The following is a 14750-nucleotide window of genomic DNA, read 5'->3' as shown; positions in this document are numbered from 1 at the left end:
ACTCACCTGCCCGCCTAGCTAGGTGTCGATAAAAACAAAGGGCCGCATTGCGCGGCCCTTTGCAGGTACTAACGGGATTAACCGTGCTTGCGCCGACGCCACAACCACAGCGCCAGCACTGCCAGAGTCAGCAGCAGCGGCACCAGGGCGATGTTGAGGAACTTCAGCGTGCGGCCCAGCGACTCGATATCGGCATTGAGCTGATAGCGCACGTCGCGCAGTTCCTTGCGGATTGCCAGCTTCTGCTGCACAAACTGCTGCACGGCGGCCTGCTGCTCGGGCGTCAGCTCGGTGATTTTGCTCGGGTCGTCATGCTGTTGCAGCGCCGCCAGCTTCTGCTCGGTATCGGCCAGTTGCGCCTGCAGGGCTTGCTCCTTCTCGCGGAACTTGACCTCGGCGTCGCGCTGAATCGCATCCACCACCTCGAACGGCCGGGTGAAGCGGCCACGCGAGCGCACGCTGATCAACGCTTCGGAACCGGCCAGGTTATCCAGCGCGTTAATCGCAAACGCGGCGTTGTCAGCCCATGGCTGCGGGATGCGCTGACCGAAGAAGTCCTGCACCTGCACCCACATGCGGTCGCTAAGCATGTCGGTGTCGGCGACCACGATCACGTTGATGTTGTCGGCCTGTTTGAGGCCATCCTTGTGACCTTCGATGCCGTCCGGGAATGCCGATTGTGCCGGACCACTGACCCGCGCTGCCAGGGTGTAGCGCTCGCCGGTGGGTTTCAGTTCACGGATCAGCTCTTCCGGGTTGCTCAGCATGCCGAAGCGTTTGGCATCAAACGGCATGGCGTACTGCGAGCTGCGCATCAGCGGAGTGAACTGGGTTTTCGCCCCTTCCAGCGGCTCCAGGATGCCGGCGGTAGCCACGGTGATGGACTCCAGCGAGGCAGTGCTGATGTCGCCCTTGTCCAAGGCGTTCTTCGGCAGGTTCAACCAAGCGGCGTGACGCACCGGACGTTGGCTCTGGCCCATGCTGACCGACATGGCGTAGGAGCCATCGCCCAGCACCTGATCCGGCAGCATGCGCAGGCCCCAGGCCTTGAACAACTCGGGCAGGTCAGAGGATTTGTCGACAACCATCTCGCCGGGCATTTCAGCCTGGGTATCGGCCTCGCTGAACGGGTCAACAAAGGTCAGCAGTTTGCCGCCGCGCAGGACGAACTGGTCAATCGCATACAGGGTTTGCTGAGGCAGCTGCTTGGGGTGGATCAGCAGCAGCACCGAGACTTTTTCCGGGATCAAATCAACGTCACGTTTAAGGCTTTCGATCTGAAACAGCTGGCGGATTTCCTCGATCAGCATCCACGCAGGCGTTGGTTGACGCGCGGCCATATCGAAGCCGCCGTTGACCTGCAAGCCAGACAGCACGCCGACTACCGGCCGCTCTGGCTTGGCCAGGGTTTGCACCAGGCGGCTGAGCTCGTACTCAAGGAACTCTTCCTGATCCAGGGCGAAGAACGGGATCACTTGCGTCAGGCCTTCGGCATTCTTGCCGGCCAGGCCGAAGTAGATCGAATCACCGCCCTGCTGCAGCGGAATGCCCTGCAAGCCAAACTCGGCGGCTTTATCTTCATCCTCGGAGAACGGTTCAGGGTCGATGATATTCAGCTTTATCTTGCCGCCGGCTTTTTGCTGGTAGGCCTTAAGCATTTCCTCAACTCGCTTGGCGTAGGTACGCAGGGCCGGCAGGTCCTTGGTGGCGGTGTCGGAGTAGAAGAAGTTCAGCTCCACCGGCTCGTCCAGCTCAGCAAGGATCTGCTCAGTACCGTTTGAGAGGGTGTAGAGCTTCTGCTCAGTCAAATCCAGACGCAGGCCACTAAGGCTAAAACTGGAGAACAGGTTAAACGCGAGAAACGCCAGGGCAATGAGTACAAGCCCGGCGCTGGAAACCATCAGCTTTTTCATGGGTGTCCTCAATCCGCTTTCTTCAAGTCGATAACCACCGCAGTCGCCGCCAACCAGGCAGCAATCAGGGTGAGGAAATACAGCAGGTCGCGAATATCAATCACGCCCTTGCTGATCGCATCGAAACGGGTCAGGAAGCTCAGGGAAGCCACGGCGTCGATCAGCCATTGCGGTGCCCAGGCGCTAAACCCGTCGAGCACCATGGGGAAGCCGCTGACGATAAACAGGAAGCACACGCTGACCGACAGAATGAAGGCGATCACCTGATTCTTCGCCAGGGCCGACATACACGAGCCAATCGCCAGATAAGCCCCGGCCAGCAGCCAACTGCCGATATAGCCGGTGATGATCGCGCCGTTATCCGGCTCGCCGAGGTAGTTGACGGTGATGATCATCGGGAAGGTCAGCAGCAGCGCCAAACCGGCAAAAACCCAGGCGGCGAGGAACTTGCCGGTAACCGCGTCGAAACGGGTAATTGGCAGGGTCATCAACAGCTCGATGGTGCCGCTCTTGCGCTCCTCGGCCCACAGGCGCATGGCAATCGCCGGCACCAGAAACAGGTAGAGCCAGGGATGGAAGTTGAAGAACGGCGATAAGTTGGCCTGACCGCTCTCGAAGAAGCCACCGAGGTAAAAAGTAAATACCCCGGACAGCACCAGGAAAATCAGGATAAACACATAGGCCAGCGGCGTGGCGAAGTAGCTCGCCAGCTCGCGCTTGAAAATCACCGATAGCTGACTCATACCACCTCCCCACGGGTCAGGCTGCGGAACACTTCGTCCAGCCGACCGCGTTCGACATTCAACTCACGCACCTGCCAGCCACGCTCGGCGATCAGCGCATTAACCTGCGGGAAGATCACCTCACCTGGCTTGGCGAGAATGCTCAGGCTGTGCTCAAGGGTATTTTCTTCCACACCGACCACGCCTGGCAGTGCTGCCAGTGCCGACTGATCGAGTGGTTCTTCGGCGACCAGGGTGACGGCCTGGTGGTAGCGCGAGCGGCTTTCCAGCTCCAGCGGCGTGCCATCGGCCAGCAACTTGCCATGGGCGATCACCACCGCGCGGGTGCACACGGCGGAAACTTCTTCGAGGATGTGGGTGGAAATAATCACGATTTTGTCGTGGGCCAAGCTCTGAATCAGCTTGCGCACCTGATGCTTCTGATTCGGGTCGAGGCCATCGGTGGGCTCATCGAGGATCAGCACCTTGGGGTCATGCAGAATCGCCTGAGCCAGACCGACGCGACGTTTGAAGCCCTTGGACAGGGTTTCGATGCTCTGCTCCAGCACCGCTTCAAGCTCGACCTGGGCCACTGCCTTGGCCACCCGCTCACGCTTCGCGGCACCCTTAAAGCCGCGCACCTCGGCAATAAATTCGAGGAAGCTACGCACCGTCATATCGCCGTAGCACGGCGCGCCTTCAGGCAGATAACCGATCTGCTGCTGCGCTTTGAGGGTGTCTTTCTGGATATCGAAACCGAGGATGCTGGCACTGCCGGAGGTCGGCGCGAGAAAGCCGGTGAGCATCTTCATGGTGGTGGATTTGCCGGCGCCGTTGGGGCCGAGAAAACCGAGGACTTCGCCGGGCTGGACGCTGAAGGACAGGTCATCCACGGCTGTATGCTGCGCAAAACACTTGGTTAGTTTTTTTATTTCGATCATGGCCTCTCACCATTGCGGTAACAGGCCCTGCTTGCTGCCGCTGCTGACGCAAGCCGGGCGCTAAAATGCCGGGGGACTATAAGGATTCACGCGCAGGCAGCGCAAGCCAATAATCCGCCTTGAATCAAGCCAAATGGCTTTGCCGCGAAGAGCCCCCAATTGCGCAAAAGTTCCACTCAATAGACGAAAAAAAGCCCCGATGTGCCGGGGCTTGAGGAGTGTTGCGCCGTTTTGCGACGCACACAAAAAGAGAGCATCAGACCAAGCTGGTCAGCGCGTCACGACTAAACGGCAGAATGTCCTGCTCGCGGCCATCACGCACCTTCACCGCCCAATCAGGGTCGACCAGCAGCGCACGGCCTACGGCAACTAGGTCGAACTCCTGTTTGTTCAGGCGCTCCAGCAGGTTTTCCAGGCTGGCTGGCTGGGCCACTTTGTCGGTGTTGACCATAAACTGGAGGAACTCGCCATCCAGACCAACGCTGCCAACGGTGATGGTCGGCTTGCCGGTCAGCTTGCGCGTCCAGCCCGCCAGGTTGAGATCCGAGCCTTCAAACTCAGGCTCCCAGAAGCGCCGGGTCGAGCAGTGGAAGATATCCACGCCGGCGTCAGACAGCGGCTTGAGGAAGGCTTCCAGAGCTTGCGGGGTTTCCACCAGGCGAGCGCTGTAATCCTGCTGCTTCCACTGCGAGAAGCGGAAGATGATCGGGAAGTCCGGACCTACAGCAGCACGCACGGCCTGGACCAGTTCAATGGCAAAGCGAGAGCGCTGGGCCAGATCGCCACCGTAACCATCGGTGCGCTGGTTGCTGCCTTCCCAGAAGAACTGGTCGACCAGATAGCCGTGGGCACCGTGAATTTCCACGCCGTCCATGCCGATGGTTTGGGCATCTTTGGCGGCCTGGGCGAAGGCGGCGATCACCTCATTGATGTCGTCCTGGGTCATGCCGTGCACAACCACGTTGCCTTCTTTGATTTTCTCGCTCGGGCCGTAACCCGGCACGCTGGCATCTGGCTCGGTGCCCAGCTTGCGCACATTGCCCACGTGCCACAGCTGCGGGACGATCTTGCCGCCTTCGGCGTGAACCGCTTCGACCACTTTCTGCCAGCCGGCCAGGGCGTCTTCGCCGTAGAAGCGCGGCACGTTCGGGTAACCGTTGGCCGCTTTGTGGCCGACCGTGGTGCCTTCGGTGACGATCAGGCCTACACCGGCCGCCGCGCGACGACGGTAGTACTCGATAACCTTGCTGTTAGGCACACCGCCCGGCGAAAAAGAACGCGTCATCGGCGCCATTACCACACGGGTTGGCAGCTCCAGGTTGCCCAGAGTAAACGGCTGGAACAGTGCTTTAACGGAATCGGTCATCATCATTCCTCTACCCGGCCAGGTGACCGGTCGTCTTGTTGAAGTAGTTTTAAAAAATCAGGCCCGCAGCAACAGCTGCAAGCGCTGGATAAAGTCGCTTAGCGCCTGGGTGTTGTTAGCCACCTTGAGGCGAGTCAGCGCGCCTTGCCAGGCGTTGGCGATAAAGCTCGCCAGGTTGCGGCAGTCCTCATCGGCGGCCAGCTCACCGGCGGCCTGCGCCTGCTCCAGGCAGCGCTGCAAGGTGTCGGCGGACTGCTGCAAAATCGCATCAACCTGCGCACCCAGCGTTGGCGACAGCTCGGCCATCTCGAAACTCAGGCTGCCAATAAAGCAGTGGTATTCCAGGCGCTCCTGCCGGGCGAAGTGCTCCACCAGTTCCGCGTAATAACCGAGGATGCGTTCACGTGGACTTAGCGCCGGATTACTCAGGGCTTCGGCATAGCGCGCCAGGCGCGGCTGGTAGACCTGCTGCAAGGCTTGCAGGGCGAAGTCTTCTTTGCTGGCGAAGTAGTGGTAAAAGGAGCCTTTTGGCACCCCGGCCGCCTGAACGATTTCCTGCACGCCGGCACCGTGATAACCACGCCGGGTCATCACCTCGGCACCTTTGGCGAGGATCAAGTCACGCTTGTCGAGTCGGATACTGGAGTTCATGTCGACAAGAATATGACCGGTCGTCTCGCTCCGCCCAGCACTATTGATTTACGTGATTATCAGCAAGAAGCAGAGCGAGTTTTAGAAACGATTGAGTCCGTAGCCTGGATGAAATCCGGGAAATGCTCATTTGCGCAAAACGCCCCGGATTACATCCGGGCTACGGATCTGGCATGAGCACAGATCCAGGGAGGGCTGGCTTTGCTTGTGTAGGAGCGGGCTTGCCCGCGCTAGCTGTGGTGCAACAAGAGAATGAAGCGCAGCGCTCTGCACGGAGCAAAACGCGGAGCCAGGCCAGATAAAACGGCCTGGCGAAAGGCACGTTTCAGCCGCGAGCGGCTTTGATCACGTCGATATAGGGTTCAGCAAAACGCTGATCCTGGATCAGTGCAACAAAGTCATTGCCTTGGGCATCTTGGGCATTCAGGTCATAGCCGGCGGCAACAAAGAAGCCGACAAAGCGCTCGAAATCATCGATACGCAGACCACGGTAAGCCTTGACCAGTTTGTGCAGCGACGGTGGCGTGGCATCGGCCGGTTCTACGCCGAGGAACAGCTTGATCGGCTCGTCACCAATCTCTTCGCCAATCACCTGTTTCTTGTCTTTACGCATCATTCACTCCAGCTAACCAGGCCACACGGGGCCGGCAGTGTACCTCCGGGGCGGTCAGCGGCTCAACGGATGCAGGCATAACAAGGGGTTTAGCGCTGCGCCGGAACGGCTCGACGCAGGTCAACACAGTAGACGGCACGCGGCCCTATAATGCGCCCTCGGTTCTTTGCTGCGCGATCAATCCAACAAAAGCAGTTCCGCACCCTAGGAGTCACCATGTCACTGCACTTACCGCCGCTGTTCTCCGCCTGGCGTCAAACGCTGCGTGCCGGCTACGGCTGGAAGAACCTACGCAGTGACCTGAGCGCCGGCCTGACGGTTGGCGTCATCGCCATTCCGCTGGCCATGGCCTTGGCTATTGCTGCGGGAGTCGCGCCGCAACATGGCCTGTATACGGTGTTGGTGGCAGGTACGCTGATTGCCCTGTTTGGCGGTTCGCGCTTCAACGTTTCTGGGCCGACCGCCGCCTTTGTGGTGATTCTGCTGCCGGTCACCCAGCAGTTCGGCCTCGGCGGTTTATTGCTGTGCACCCTGATGGCAGGGGTGATTTTGATTACCCTCGGGCTGATGCGCGCCGGCCGGCTGATCGAATTTATCCCCTACCCGGTGACGCTGGGCTTTACCGCCGGCATTGGCATTGTGATCGCCACCCTACAGATCAAGGATCTATTCGGCCTGCACCTGAGCAGAACGCCGCACAACTACATCGAGCAACTCAATGGCCTGCTGCACGCCATGCCCAGCCTACAACTGGGCGACAGTGTGGTGGCCCTGGTGTGCCTGGCGGTGCTGCTGGTCTGGCCGCGCTGGGTGCCGAAAGTCCCCGGGCATTTGGTGGCGCTGGCCATCGGTGCGCTGCTCGGCTTGCTGTTAGAGCGCCTGCAGATTCCCGTGGCAACCCTGGGTGAGCGCTTCAGCTACAGCCTGAACGGCATTGAACATCCCGGGATTCCGCCATTTCTGCCCACGTTTATCTGGCCCTGGCAGTTGCCGGGCGCAGACGGCCAGCCGCTGCATGTGAACTTTGAGCTTTTCCGCAAACTGCTCGCCCCGGCCTTTGCTATCGCCATGCTGGGGGCTATCGAGTCGTTGTTGTGTGCGGTGGTCGCGGACGGCATGACCGGCAGCAAGCATGATCCCAATGGCGAGCTGATCGGCCAGGGCATCGGCAACCTGGTTGCGCCACTGTTTGGCGGCATCACCGCCACTGCCGCGATTGCTCGCAGCGCCGCCAACGTGCGCGCCGGAGCCTACTCGCCGATGGCGGCGATTATCCATGCCGGTGTGGTGCTGATTGCCATTCTGTTTCTTGCACCGCTGTTCAGTTATCTGCCGATGGCGGCATTGGCGGCCTTGCTGCTGATGGTGGCGTGGAACATGAGCGAGCCCCGCCATGTAAGCCACACCTTACGCATCGCACCGCGCGGTGATGTGCTGGTACTGCTGACCTGCCTGATTCTCACCGTGCTGTTCGACATGGTGCTGGCTGTCGCGGTCGGCCTGTTGCTGGCCGCCGGTTTGTTTATCAAGCGCATGAGCGACCTGACCGACACCGAATCCCTGCCCAAGCACTTTCATCGGGCACTCAATGACCTGCCCGAACACGTGCTGGCCTATGCCATTCGTGGGCCGCTGTTCTTTGGCGCGGCGGAAAAAGCCCTGAGTGTGCTGCGCCGCTTTACCCCTGGGGTAAAGGTGGTAATCGTCGATATCAGCGCGGTGCCGCTGCTGGACATGACTGCCATTGCCGCGCTGGGCAACGTACTGCGCGATTACCGCGAGCAACATGTCGGCCTAGTGCTGTGCGGCCTGACGCCACAAGTACGCCTGCAATTGCGCCGCGCCGGAATTGTCCGCGTAGAGGGGCAACTGGCCTATGTACGCGACCTGGAACAAGCCAGAGAAAAGGCCCTGCGCTGGCTTGCGCCAAAGGCCGAAGAGCAAACAGCGGCCATGTAACTGGCGGTGATCCGGGGAATGCAGGCGCATAACCTGCCCCCGGATTACATCCGGGCTACCTGCTTACAGGCCTTTAACTGCATAGATGCCCGGCGCGTTGCGCCAGTAGCCCTTGTAGTCCATGCCATAACCGAAGATGTAGCGGTCGATGCACGGCAGACCAACGTAATTGGCTTTCAGATCCGGCCGCGCCTTGCGGTCATGATCCTTGTCGATCAGCACGGCAGTGTGCACCGCGCGGGCACCGGCGTGATGGCAGAAGTCGATGATCGCGCCGAGGGTGTGACCTTCATCGAGAATGTCGTCGATGATCAGCACATCGCGGTCGATAAAGGAAATTTCCGGTTTAGCCTTCCAGAATAGCTCGCCGCCGCTGGTTTGATTGCGATAACGGGTGGCATGCAGGTAGGACAGTTCCAGCGGAAAGTTGAGCTTGGGCAGCAACTTGCCAGAGAAGATCAAGCCGCCATTCATCACACAGAACACCACCGGATTGCTCTCGGCTAGCTCGCCGTTGATCTTGGCGGCTACCTGATCAATGGCCGCTTCAACTTCGGCATTGCTGTACAGGCAATCTGCTTCGGCCATGACTTGGCGGATATGCGCGAGATCGACGGACATGTTGTTTCCTCTTGGGAGCGGGACGCTTTAGACCAAAAAGCTGATCGATGCGTCAAAATAAAAGCCGGCAAAGGTACGCATCTGCATCCCGTAGAGCAAGCCCATACAGACCAACAGCGGCAATTGCTGGAAATGGTCGCCACACTAGCGCTTTTTAGCGAATTTAAGCCATCTTGGCCCAGCACTTGGCATGGCCAATGATTTAATCTAACGCGAATTTTTCGCCCGTCCTGCCGGAGACCCCGCCCATGCCCATCCTCGAGATCCGCCACCCGCTGATCCGCCACAAACTCGGCCTGATGCGCCGCGCCGATATCAGCACGAAAAACTTTCGCGAGCTGGCTCAGGAAGTGGGTTCGCTGCTGACCTATGAGGCGACCAAAGACCTGCCCCTGGAGAACTACGAGATCGAAGGCTGGTGCGGCACCGTGCAGGTGGAAAAAATCTCCGGCAAGAAAATCACCGTGGTACCGATCCTGCGTGCGGGCATCGGCATGCTCGAAGGCGTGCTCAGCCTGATCCCCGGGGCCAAGGTCAGCGCCGTTGGCGTGGCGCGCAATGAAGAAACCCTGCAAGCGCACACCTACCTGGAAAAACTGGTGCCGGAAATCGACGAGCGCCTGGCGATGATCATCGACCCGATGCTTGCCACTGGCGGCTCGATGGTCGCCACCATCGACCTGCTGAAAAAAGCCGGCTGCAAGGAAATCCGCGCGATGGTGCTGGTCGCCGCGCCGGAAGGCATTAAGGCAGTCCACGATGCGCACCCCGACGTGATGATTTATACCGCGTCCATCGACCAATGCCTGAACGAGCATGGCTACATCATTCCTGGCCTCGGTGATGCCGGCGACAAAATCTTCGGCACCAAGCAGAAGGACGCCTAGGGTCTGCTCCCGCTTCATTCGTGGCCGCGCCGAAGCCTGTTTTAGTGCGAGGCAAGGCGCGAGACACGAAGTTTGGTGCTCCAAATGAGTGTTGAGAAACGTAGCATCGCACTAAAACAGGCACGGCCCTGCAGGTTGCGCGAGAAATGGTCCCCGCTGTTGTTGCAGGACTTAGCAAGGGCGCGCCATTACCCGCGTCCTGCGCCTAACCGGGGGCCATTTCTCGCGGCAACGCGGCTCACTAATGAAACAGGAACAGACCCACATGACCGACGAATTCAACGATCCACTCTGGCGTCAGGGCATCTCAGGCGCGCAGATGTTGTTCGTGGCCTTTGGTGCCCTGGTGCTAATGCCGCTGATCACCGGCATGGACCCTAACGTTGCACTGTTTACCGCCGGCATCGGCACCCTGCTGTTCCAACTGGTGACGGGCCGTCAGGTGCCGGTGTTCCTCGCCTCCAGCTTTGCCTTTATCGCGCCAATTCTTGCTGCCAAAGGCGAGTTCGGTCTGCCTGCCGTACTCGGTGGCATCGTCGCCTCAGGTTTGGTCTACATCCTGCTCAGCATGGTGGTAAGGGTCAAAGGCGCGGGCTTTATCGACCGTCTGCTGCCTCCCGTGGTCATCGCCCCGGTGATCATCTCCATCGGCCTGGCGCTTTCGCCCGTAGCGGTGAACATGGCCATGGGCAAGGCTGGCGACGGTAGCGCGCAGTTGGTGCCGTACCAAACCGCCATGCTTATTTCCATGTCGGCCCTGCTCACCACGGTATTGGTCGCTGCCATGGGTCGTGGACTGCTGCGTTTGGTGCCAATCCTCGCGGGGATCAGCGTTGGCTGCATTGTCGCCGCGTTCTGCGGGGTAATCGACACCAGCCACATCGCCGCCGCGCCCTGGCTGGCGATTCCAGCATTTGTCACCCCGGAACTGCACTGGGGCGCGATTCTGTACATCGTCCCGGTCGCCCTGGCTCCAGCCATCGAACATATCGGCGGCGTAGTGGCAATCGGCAGCGTTACCGGGAAAAACTTTATCAAGAAACCCGGCCTGCATCGCACCCTGCTCGGCGACGGCATCGCCACCTCGGTGGCGGGGATGTTCGGCGGCCCACCCAACACCACCTACGCGGAAGTCACTGGCGCAGTCATGCTGACCAAGAACTACAACCCGAAGGTCATGACCTGGGCAGCCTGCTTTGCCATCGGCCTGGCCTTTGTCGGTAAGTTCGGCACCGCGCTTCAGAGCATCCCCGTGCCGGTCATGGGCGGCATTCTTTGCCTACTGTTCGGCTCTATCGCGGTGGTCGGTTTGAATACCCTGATTCGCCATCAGGTTGACCTGTCCGAGGCGCGCAACCTGATCATCGTCTCGGTCACTTTGGTGTTCGGCATCGGCGGTATGGTGATTGGTAACAGTGACTTCGCCCTCTCCGGCATTTCGCTGTGCGCCATCGCCGCCCTGCTGCTCAATATGCTGCTACCCGGCGGCCAAGGCTGGCGCAGCAAAACCGTGCTGGAAGAGCCAGACCTGTAAATAGCGCCCACGAAAAAGCCCCGCACTGCGGGGCTTTTTTATCTCGCTGACATTCTTAGACAGCGTTAGCCGCCCACCCCTGCAACCGCAGCACACTCTCGCGGTACGGCTTCAGCCCCATGCTCAGCAGCACAATCGAGCTGAACACTGCCAGCGCCGTAACAATCAGCAGCGAATAACGCAGCGCATTGTCATCGGCAAATACGTAGTCAGTCACCAAGGCCACCGCCGTTGGGCCAATGCCCAGGCCGATCAGGGTGATGACAAACAGATAGATCGCCGAGGCCTGGCCACGCATTGAGTTGGGCATGATCTCCTGAATGGCGGCCGGGGCCACGCCGAACGGCATGCTCAGGAAGAACACTGTTGGCGCCATTAACACCGCCGCCAACAGCGCGCTGTCCATCAGCGGGAATGCCAACACACAAGGCGCAGCGCCAATAGCGGCATACAAGCCGACGCGCATATTGGCATCACTGCTGCCGCGCTTGGCCATCCAGTCCGCCAAACGGCCACCAAAGACGATACCCAGGCAACCAAATACCGCAACGATGCTGCCGTAAACCACGCCGACATGCCCAGCATCCCAGCCGTAAGTGCGAATAAAGAAGGTCGGCACCCACGCCGCACTGCCATAACCCGCGAACGCCAGCCCGGCAAAACCAAAGTTATGACACAGCACGGTGCGCCGGTTGGCGCGGATATAGCGCCCAACCTCGGCCAGCGGCACGGCCACCCCAGCACCAACGCCACGTCGCGCAGGCTCTTTGACGGCCAGCATGAGTAAGGTGAACAACACCCCAGCAGCGCCAAGTGCGAGAAAGATCAGCTGCCAGGGACGTACTTCACCGAGCACCGGCAGCACTACATCACCCTGCGCCGAGGCGAACTTAATCACCAGGCCGCCGAGCAAAAAGGCCAGACCAGAGCCGAGATACACACCCATGGAATACACACTGATCGCCGTGGCGCGACGCTCGGCCGGAAAGCTGTCGGCAATCAGCGAATAAGCCGCTGGCGACAACGCCGCTTCCCCCACACCCACGCCAATACGGCACAGCAGGAATTGCCAGTACAACTTGGCCATACCGCAGGCCGCTGTCGCCGCACTCCAAAACAGTACGCCGATGGCGATCAGCCCACGCCGGCTCTTGGTATCCGCCAAACGCCCCAGCGGAATCCCGCAGACGGTGTAGAACATGGCAAACGACAAACCCATCAACAGGCTCATCTGCGTATCGCTGATCATCAGGTCACGGCGGATCGGCCCCACCAGCAGATTGAGAATCTGCCGGTCGATAAACGACAGTATGTAAGCCACCATCAAGATGGCGACAGTAGCCCAGGCGCGGGCGGAAGAGGGATAGCCGTTATTGTTGTTGGGCACTGGCAGTCTCCTCGGCACCGGGAGTGCGGTGCACGACGGTTGAAAGAGCTGCCAGCTTAGGCCGATATACAGAACAATGAGTATCGCCCGTAGGTGTTATCAGTTTGACGAATGCGCACCATCCTTTCGAGCGAATGACAGCAGCGCACTATTCGGCTAAAGCATCAGCGGCGCACGCTCACTGAGGACAGTCAACGCCGCCACCCAGCTTGGATGATCATTCAGGCACGGCACTAGCTGCAGACTCTCACCGCCAGCTTCGACAAACTGCTCGCGGCCACGGTCGCCAATTTCTTCCAGCGTCTCGATGCAGTCGGCGACAAAGGCCGGGCACATGACTAACAGCTTCTTCACGCCCTTGGCTGCCAGCTCTTCAAGACGCGCCTCGGTGTAGGGTTCAATCCACTTGGCGCGGCCCAGGCGCGACTGAAACGACACCGACCATTGCTCAGGTTTGAGCCCCATACCTTGGGCGAACAGCTCGGCACTGCGCAGGCATTGTGCGCGATAACAGTTGGCCAACACCTCTGGCGAGGCCGTGCGGCAGCAATCCGCGCCTTTCAGGCAATGGCCTGTGGGGTCGAGCTTGTGCAGGTGACGCTCTGGCAGGCCGTGAAAGCTCAGTAGCAGGTGGTCGAAATCCTGCTCTAAATACGGCTTGGCGCTGTCGACCAGTGCCTCGACATATTCCGGCTGCGCATAGAACGGCGGCAGGATGGAGAAGCGGATTGGCAGCTTGTGCTCACGCACCACCCGCTTGGCCTCCTCGATCACCGTGGTGGTGGTGCTGTCGGCAAACTGCGGATATAGCGGTGCCAGGGTCACCTGCTTGATCCCCTGCGCGGCCAGACGGGTCAGCACGGTTTGCAGTGATGGCTCGCCATAACGCATGGCCAGCTCCACCGGGCCGTGCTTCCAGGACGCCTTCATCGACTCTTGCAAGCGCTTGCTCAGCACCACCAACGGCGAGCCCTCATCCCACCAGATCGAGGCATAGGCATGTGCCGATGCTGCCGGACGCTTGATCAGAATCAGCGAAACGATCAGTCGGCGCAGCGGCCATGGCACATCGATGACATAAGGGTCCATAAGGAACTGGTTGAGATAGCTGCGCACATTCGCCACGGAAGTGGAGGCCGGCGAGCCCAGATTTACCAGTAACAAGGCGTGATCGGTCATGCGTAATCCTAGTCAGGCGTGCCCAGCAAATCCGCCAGGGCCACATCCAAATGAGTGAAACGAAAACTGAAGCCTGCCGCCTGCAAACGCGCCGGCAAGGCGCGCTGCCCACCGAGTAACAGCACCGCTAACTCGCCCAGCGCCAGGCGCAGAACAAACGCGGGGGCGCGCATAAACGCCGGCCGGTGCAACTCGCGGCCCAACGCCTGACTAAAGGCGCGGTTACGCTCAGGGGTCGGCGCACAGGCATTATAAGGACCGCGAGCATCCTGCTGCTGCAGGAGAAAATCAATCAAAGCGATTTGATCGGCAATGTGAATCCACGGCATCCATTGCCGGCCATTGCCGAGCGGGCCACCCAGACCAAGTTTGAACGGTAATAACAGGCGCTTGAGAAAGCCGCCGTCAGGTGCCAGCACCAGCCCGGTGCGCAGCAGCACCACGCGAATGCCCAGCGCTTCGGCACACAGCGCCGTTTCCTCCCAGGCACCACAGAGCTGGGCGGCGAAATCCTCGCTGACCGGCGGTGAATCCTCCAACAATTCACGCTCGCCGCCATCGCCGTACCAGCCCACCGCCGAACCGGACAGCAACACGGCAGGCTTCTGTTCACGGCTCTCTAGCCATGTCAGCAACTGTTCGGTAAGGGTAATTCGGCTGGCCCATAACAGCGCTTTGCGTTTGCGCGTCCAGTGCCGGTCGGCAATCGGCGCACCGGCCAGGTTAACCAGCGCATCCAGCGGCTCCTCGGCCAACTCTTCAAGCCGAGCAATACCACGCACCGCTTCGCCACACAGCGCAGCAACCTGTTCAGGGCGGCGGCTCCATACGGTCAGTTGGTGACCCTGTTGCAGCCAATACCGGCACAGCGCACGCCCAATCAAGCCGGTGCCGCCAGTCAGAAGTATGTGCATCAGATTGCCCTCGCATGACTGTTGCATGGTACGCAGCAGCCGACTGATTTATGCCATTTATGG

General features: G+C 60.0%; 13 protein-coding genes. 3 read left to right on the top strand and 10 right to left on the bottom strand.

Annotated elements, in window-relative coordinates; all coding sequences use genetic code 11:
* Positions 1 to 77: 77 nt before the first annotated feature.
* The 6 genes from VCA57_RS19905 to VCA57_RS19880 all read right to left on the bottom strand — a co-directional run bounded on the left by VCA57_RS19905 (position 78) and on the right by VCA57_RS19880 (position 6206).
* Positions 78 to 1913, bottom strand: a complete 1836-nt coding sequence (locus tag VCA57_RS19905) for a GldG family protein (RefSeq protein WP_411186892.1) — start codon at positions 1911 to 1913, stop codon at positions 78 to 80.
* Positions 1914 to 1921: 8 nt separating this feature from the next.
* The gene (locus tag VCA57_RS19900; RefSeq protein WP_411186890.1) at positions 1922 to 2656 is read right to left on the bottom strand and encodes an ABC transporter permease subunit; all 735 of its coding nucleotides are present in this window, start codon (positions 2654 to 2656) and stop codon (positions 1922 to 1924) included.
* Positions 2653 to 3576, bottom strand: a complete 924-nt coding sequence (locus VCA57_RS19895) for an ABC transporter ATP-binding protein (protein ID WP_411186888.1) — start codon at positions 3574 to 3576, stop codon at positions 2653 to 2655. The genes VCA57_RS19900 and VCA57_RS19895 overlap by 4 nt, the downstream gene beginning before the upstream one ends.
* 256 nt (positions 3577 to 3832) lie before the next feature.
* A complete protein-coding gene (locus VCA57_RS19890; RefSeq protein ID WP_411186886.1) occupies positions 3833 to 4942 on the bottom strand; it encodes an NADH:flavin oxidoreductase in 1110 nt (369 codons plus the stop codon).
* Between the two features lie 57 nt (positions 4943 to 4999).
* Positions 5000 to 5593: a TetR/AcrR family transcriptional regulator gene (locus VCA57_RS19885; protein ID WP_411186884.1), complete on the bottom strand. Its 594-nt coding sequence runs from the start codon at positions 5591 to 5593 to the stop codon at positions 5000 to 5002.
* Positions 5594 to 5918: 325 nt separating this feature from the next.
* Positions 5919 to 6206 carry a PA4642 family protein gene (locus VCA57_RS19880; RefSeq protein ID WP_411186882.1) on the bottom strand — a complete coding sequence of 96 codons (288 nt, stop codon included), beginning with the start codon at positions 6204 to 6206 and terminating at the stop codon, positions 5919 to 5921.
* A gap of 216 nt (positions 6207 to 6422) precedes the next feature.
* Here VCA57_RS19880 and dauA point away from each other — a divergent pair, with 216 nt between their 5' ends.
* Positions 6423 to 8165, top strand: coding sequence for a C4-dicarboxylic acid transporter DauA (gene dauA, locus VCA57_RS19875; RefSeq protein ID WP_411186880.1), 1743 nt, complete (start codon positions 6423 to 6425; stop codon positions 8163 to 8165).
* A 63-nt stretch (positions 8166 to 8228) separates the two neighbouring features.
* On the opposite strand, the gene VCA57_RS19870 is transcribed toward dauA, so the two are convergent.
* On the bottom strand, positions 8229 to 8786 hold the full coding sequence (locus VCA57_RS19870; protein WP_411186878.1) for a hypoxanthine-guanine phosphoribosyltransferase: 558 nt from the start codon (positions 8784 to 8786) through the stop codon (positions 8229 to 8231).
* A gap of 248 nt (positions 8787 to 9034) precedes the next feature.
* Here VCA57_RS19870 and upp point away from each other — a divergent pair, with 248 nt between their 5' ends.
* Both upp and VCA57_RS19860 read left to right on the top strand, forming a co-directional pair.
* Positions 9035 to 9673: a uracil phosphoribosyltransferase gene (gene upp, locus VCA57_RS19865; RefSeq protein ID WP_411186876.1), complete on the top strand. Its 639-nt coding sequence runs from the start codon at positions 9035 to 9037 to the stop codon at positions 9671 to 9673.
* A gap of 265 nt (positions 9674 to 9938) precedes the next feature.
* Positions 9939 to 11207 (top strand): uracil-xanthine permease family protein, encoded by a 1269-nt coding sequence (locus tag VCA57_RS19860; protein WP_411186874.1) that lies wholly within the window; start codon positions 9939 to 9941, stop codon positions 11205 to 11207.
* 55 nt (positions 11208 to 11262) lie between these two features.
* Here VCA57_RS19860 and VCA57_RS19855 read toward each other — a convergent pair whose 3' ends face one another.
* The 3 genes from VCA57_RS19855 to VCA57_RS19845 all read right to left on the bottom strand — a co-directional run bounded on the left by VCA57_RS19855 (position 11263) and on the right by VCA57_RS19845 (position 14687).
* Entirely contained in the window at positions 11263 to 12594 is a 1332-nt protein-coding gene (locus VCA57_RS19855; RefSeq protein ID WP_411186872.1) for a spinster family MFS transporter, read from the bottom strand.
* 156 nt (positions 12595 to 12750) lie between these two features.
* Positions 12751 to 13773 (bottom strand): ferrochelatase, encoded by a 1023-nt coding sequence (gene hemH / locus VCA57_RS19850; RefSeq protein ID WP_411186870.1) that lies wholly within the window; start codon positions 13771 to 13773, stop codon positions 12751 to 12753.
* Between the two features lie 8 nt (positions 13774 to 13781).
* Positions 13782 to 14687 (bottom strand): TIGR01777 family oxidoreductase, encoded by a 906-nt coding sequence (locus VCA57_RS19845; RefSeq protein ID WP_411186868.1) that lies wholly within the window; start codon positions 14685 to 14687, stop codon positions 13782 to 13784.
* Positions 14688 to 14750: the final 63 nt, after the last annotated feature.

It is taken from the genome of Pseudomonas sp. (assembly GCF_046581935.1).
GTDB lineage: Bacteria > Pseudomonadota > Gammaproteobacteria > Pseudomonadales > Pseudomonadaceae > Aquipseudomonas.
The sequence above is the reverse complement of the archived record's forward strand: the minus strand, read 5'-3'. Positions and strand labels throughout refer to the sequence as shown.

What these genes read in the sequence shown, in the direction of transcription:
- hemH (WP_411186870.1), bottom strand. Translation starts at nt 13,773, where the DNA reads ATGACCGATCACGCCTTGTTACTGGTAAATCTGGGCTCGCCGGCCTCC.
- VCA57_RS19900 (WP_411186890.1), bottom strand. Translation starts at nt 2,656, where the DNA reads ATGAGTCAGCTATCGGTGATTTTCAAGCGCGAGCTGGCGAGCTACTTC.
- dauA (WP_411186880.1), top strand. Translation starts at nt 6,423, where the DNA reads ATGTCACTGCACTTACCGCCGCTGTTCTCCGCCTGGCGTCAAACGCTG.
- VCA57_RS19890 (WP_411186886.1), bottom strand. Translation starts at nt 4,942, where the DNA reads ATGACCGATTCCGTTAAAGCACTGTTCCAGCCGTTTACTCTGGGCAAC.
- VCA57_RS19870 (WP_411186878.1), bottom strand. Translation starts at nt 8,786, where the DNA reads ATGTCCGTCGATCTCGCGCATATCCGCCAAGTCATGGCCGAAGCAGAT.
- VCA57_RS19860 (WP_411186874.1), top strand. Translation starts at nt 9,939, where the DNA reads ATGACCGACGAATTCAACGATCCACTCTGGCGTCAGGGCATCTCAGGC.
- VCA57_RS19845 (WP_411186868.1), bottom strand. Translation starts at nt 14,687, where the DNA reads ATGCACATACTTCTGACTGGCGGCACCGGCTTGATTGGGCGTGCGCTG.
- upp (WP_411186876.1), top strand. Translation starts at nt 9,035, where the DNA reads ATGCCCATCCTCGAGATCCGCCACCCGCTGATCCGCCACAAACTCGGC.
- VCA57_RS19880 (WP_411186882.1), bottom strand. Translation starts at nt 6,206, where the DNA reads ATGCGTAAAGACAAGAAACAGGTGATTGGCGAAGAGATTGGTGACGAG.
- VCA57_RS19905 (WP_411186892.1), bottom strand. Translation starts at nt 1,913, where the DNA reads ATGAAAAAGCTGATGGTTTCCAGCGCCGGGCTTGTACTCATTGCCCTG.
- VCA57_RS19895 (WP_411186888.1), bottom strand. Translation starts at nt 3,576, where the DNA reads ATGATCGAAATAAAAAAACTAACCAAGTGTTTTGCGCAGCATACAGCC.
- VCA57_RS19885 (WP_411186884.1), bottom strand. Translation starts at nt 5,593, where the DNA reads ATGAACTCCAGTATCCGACTCGACAAGCGTGACTTGATCCTCGCCAAA.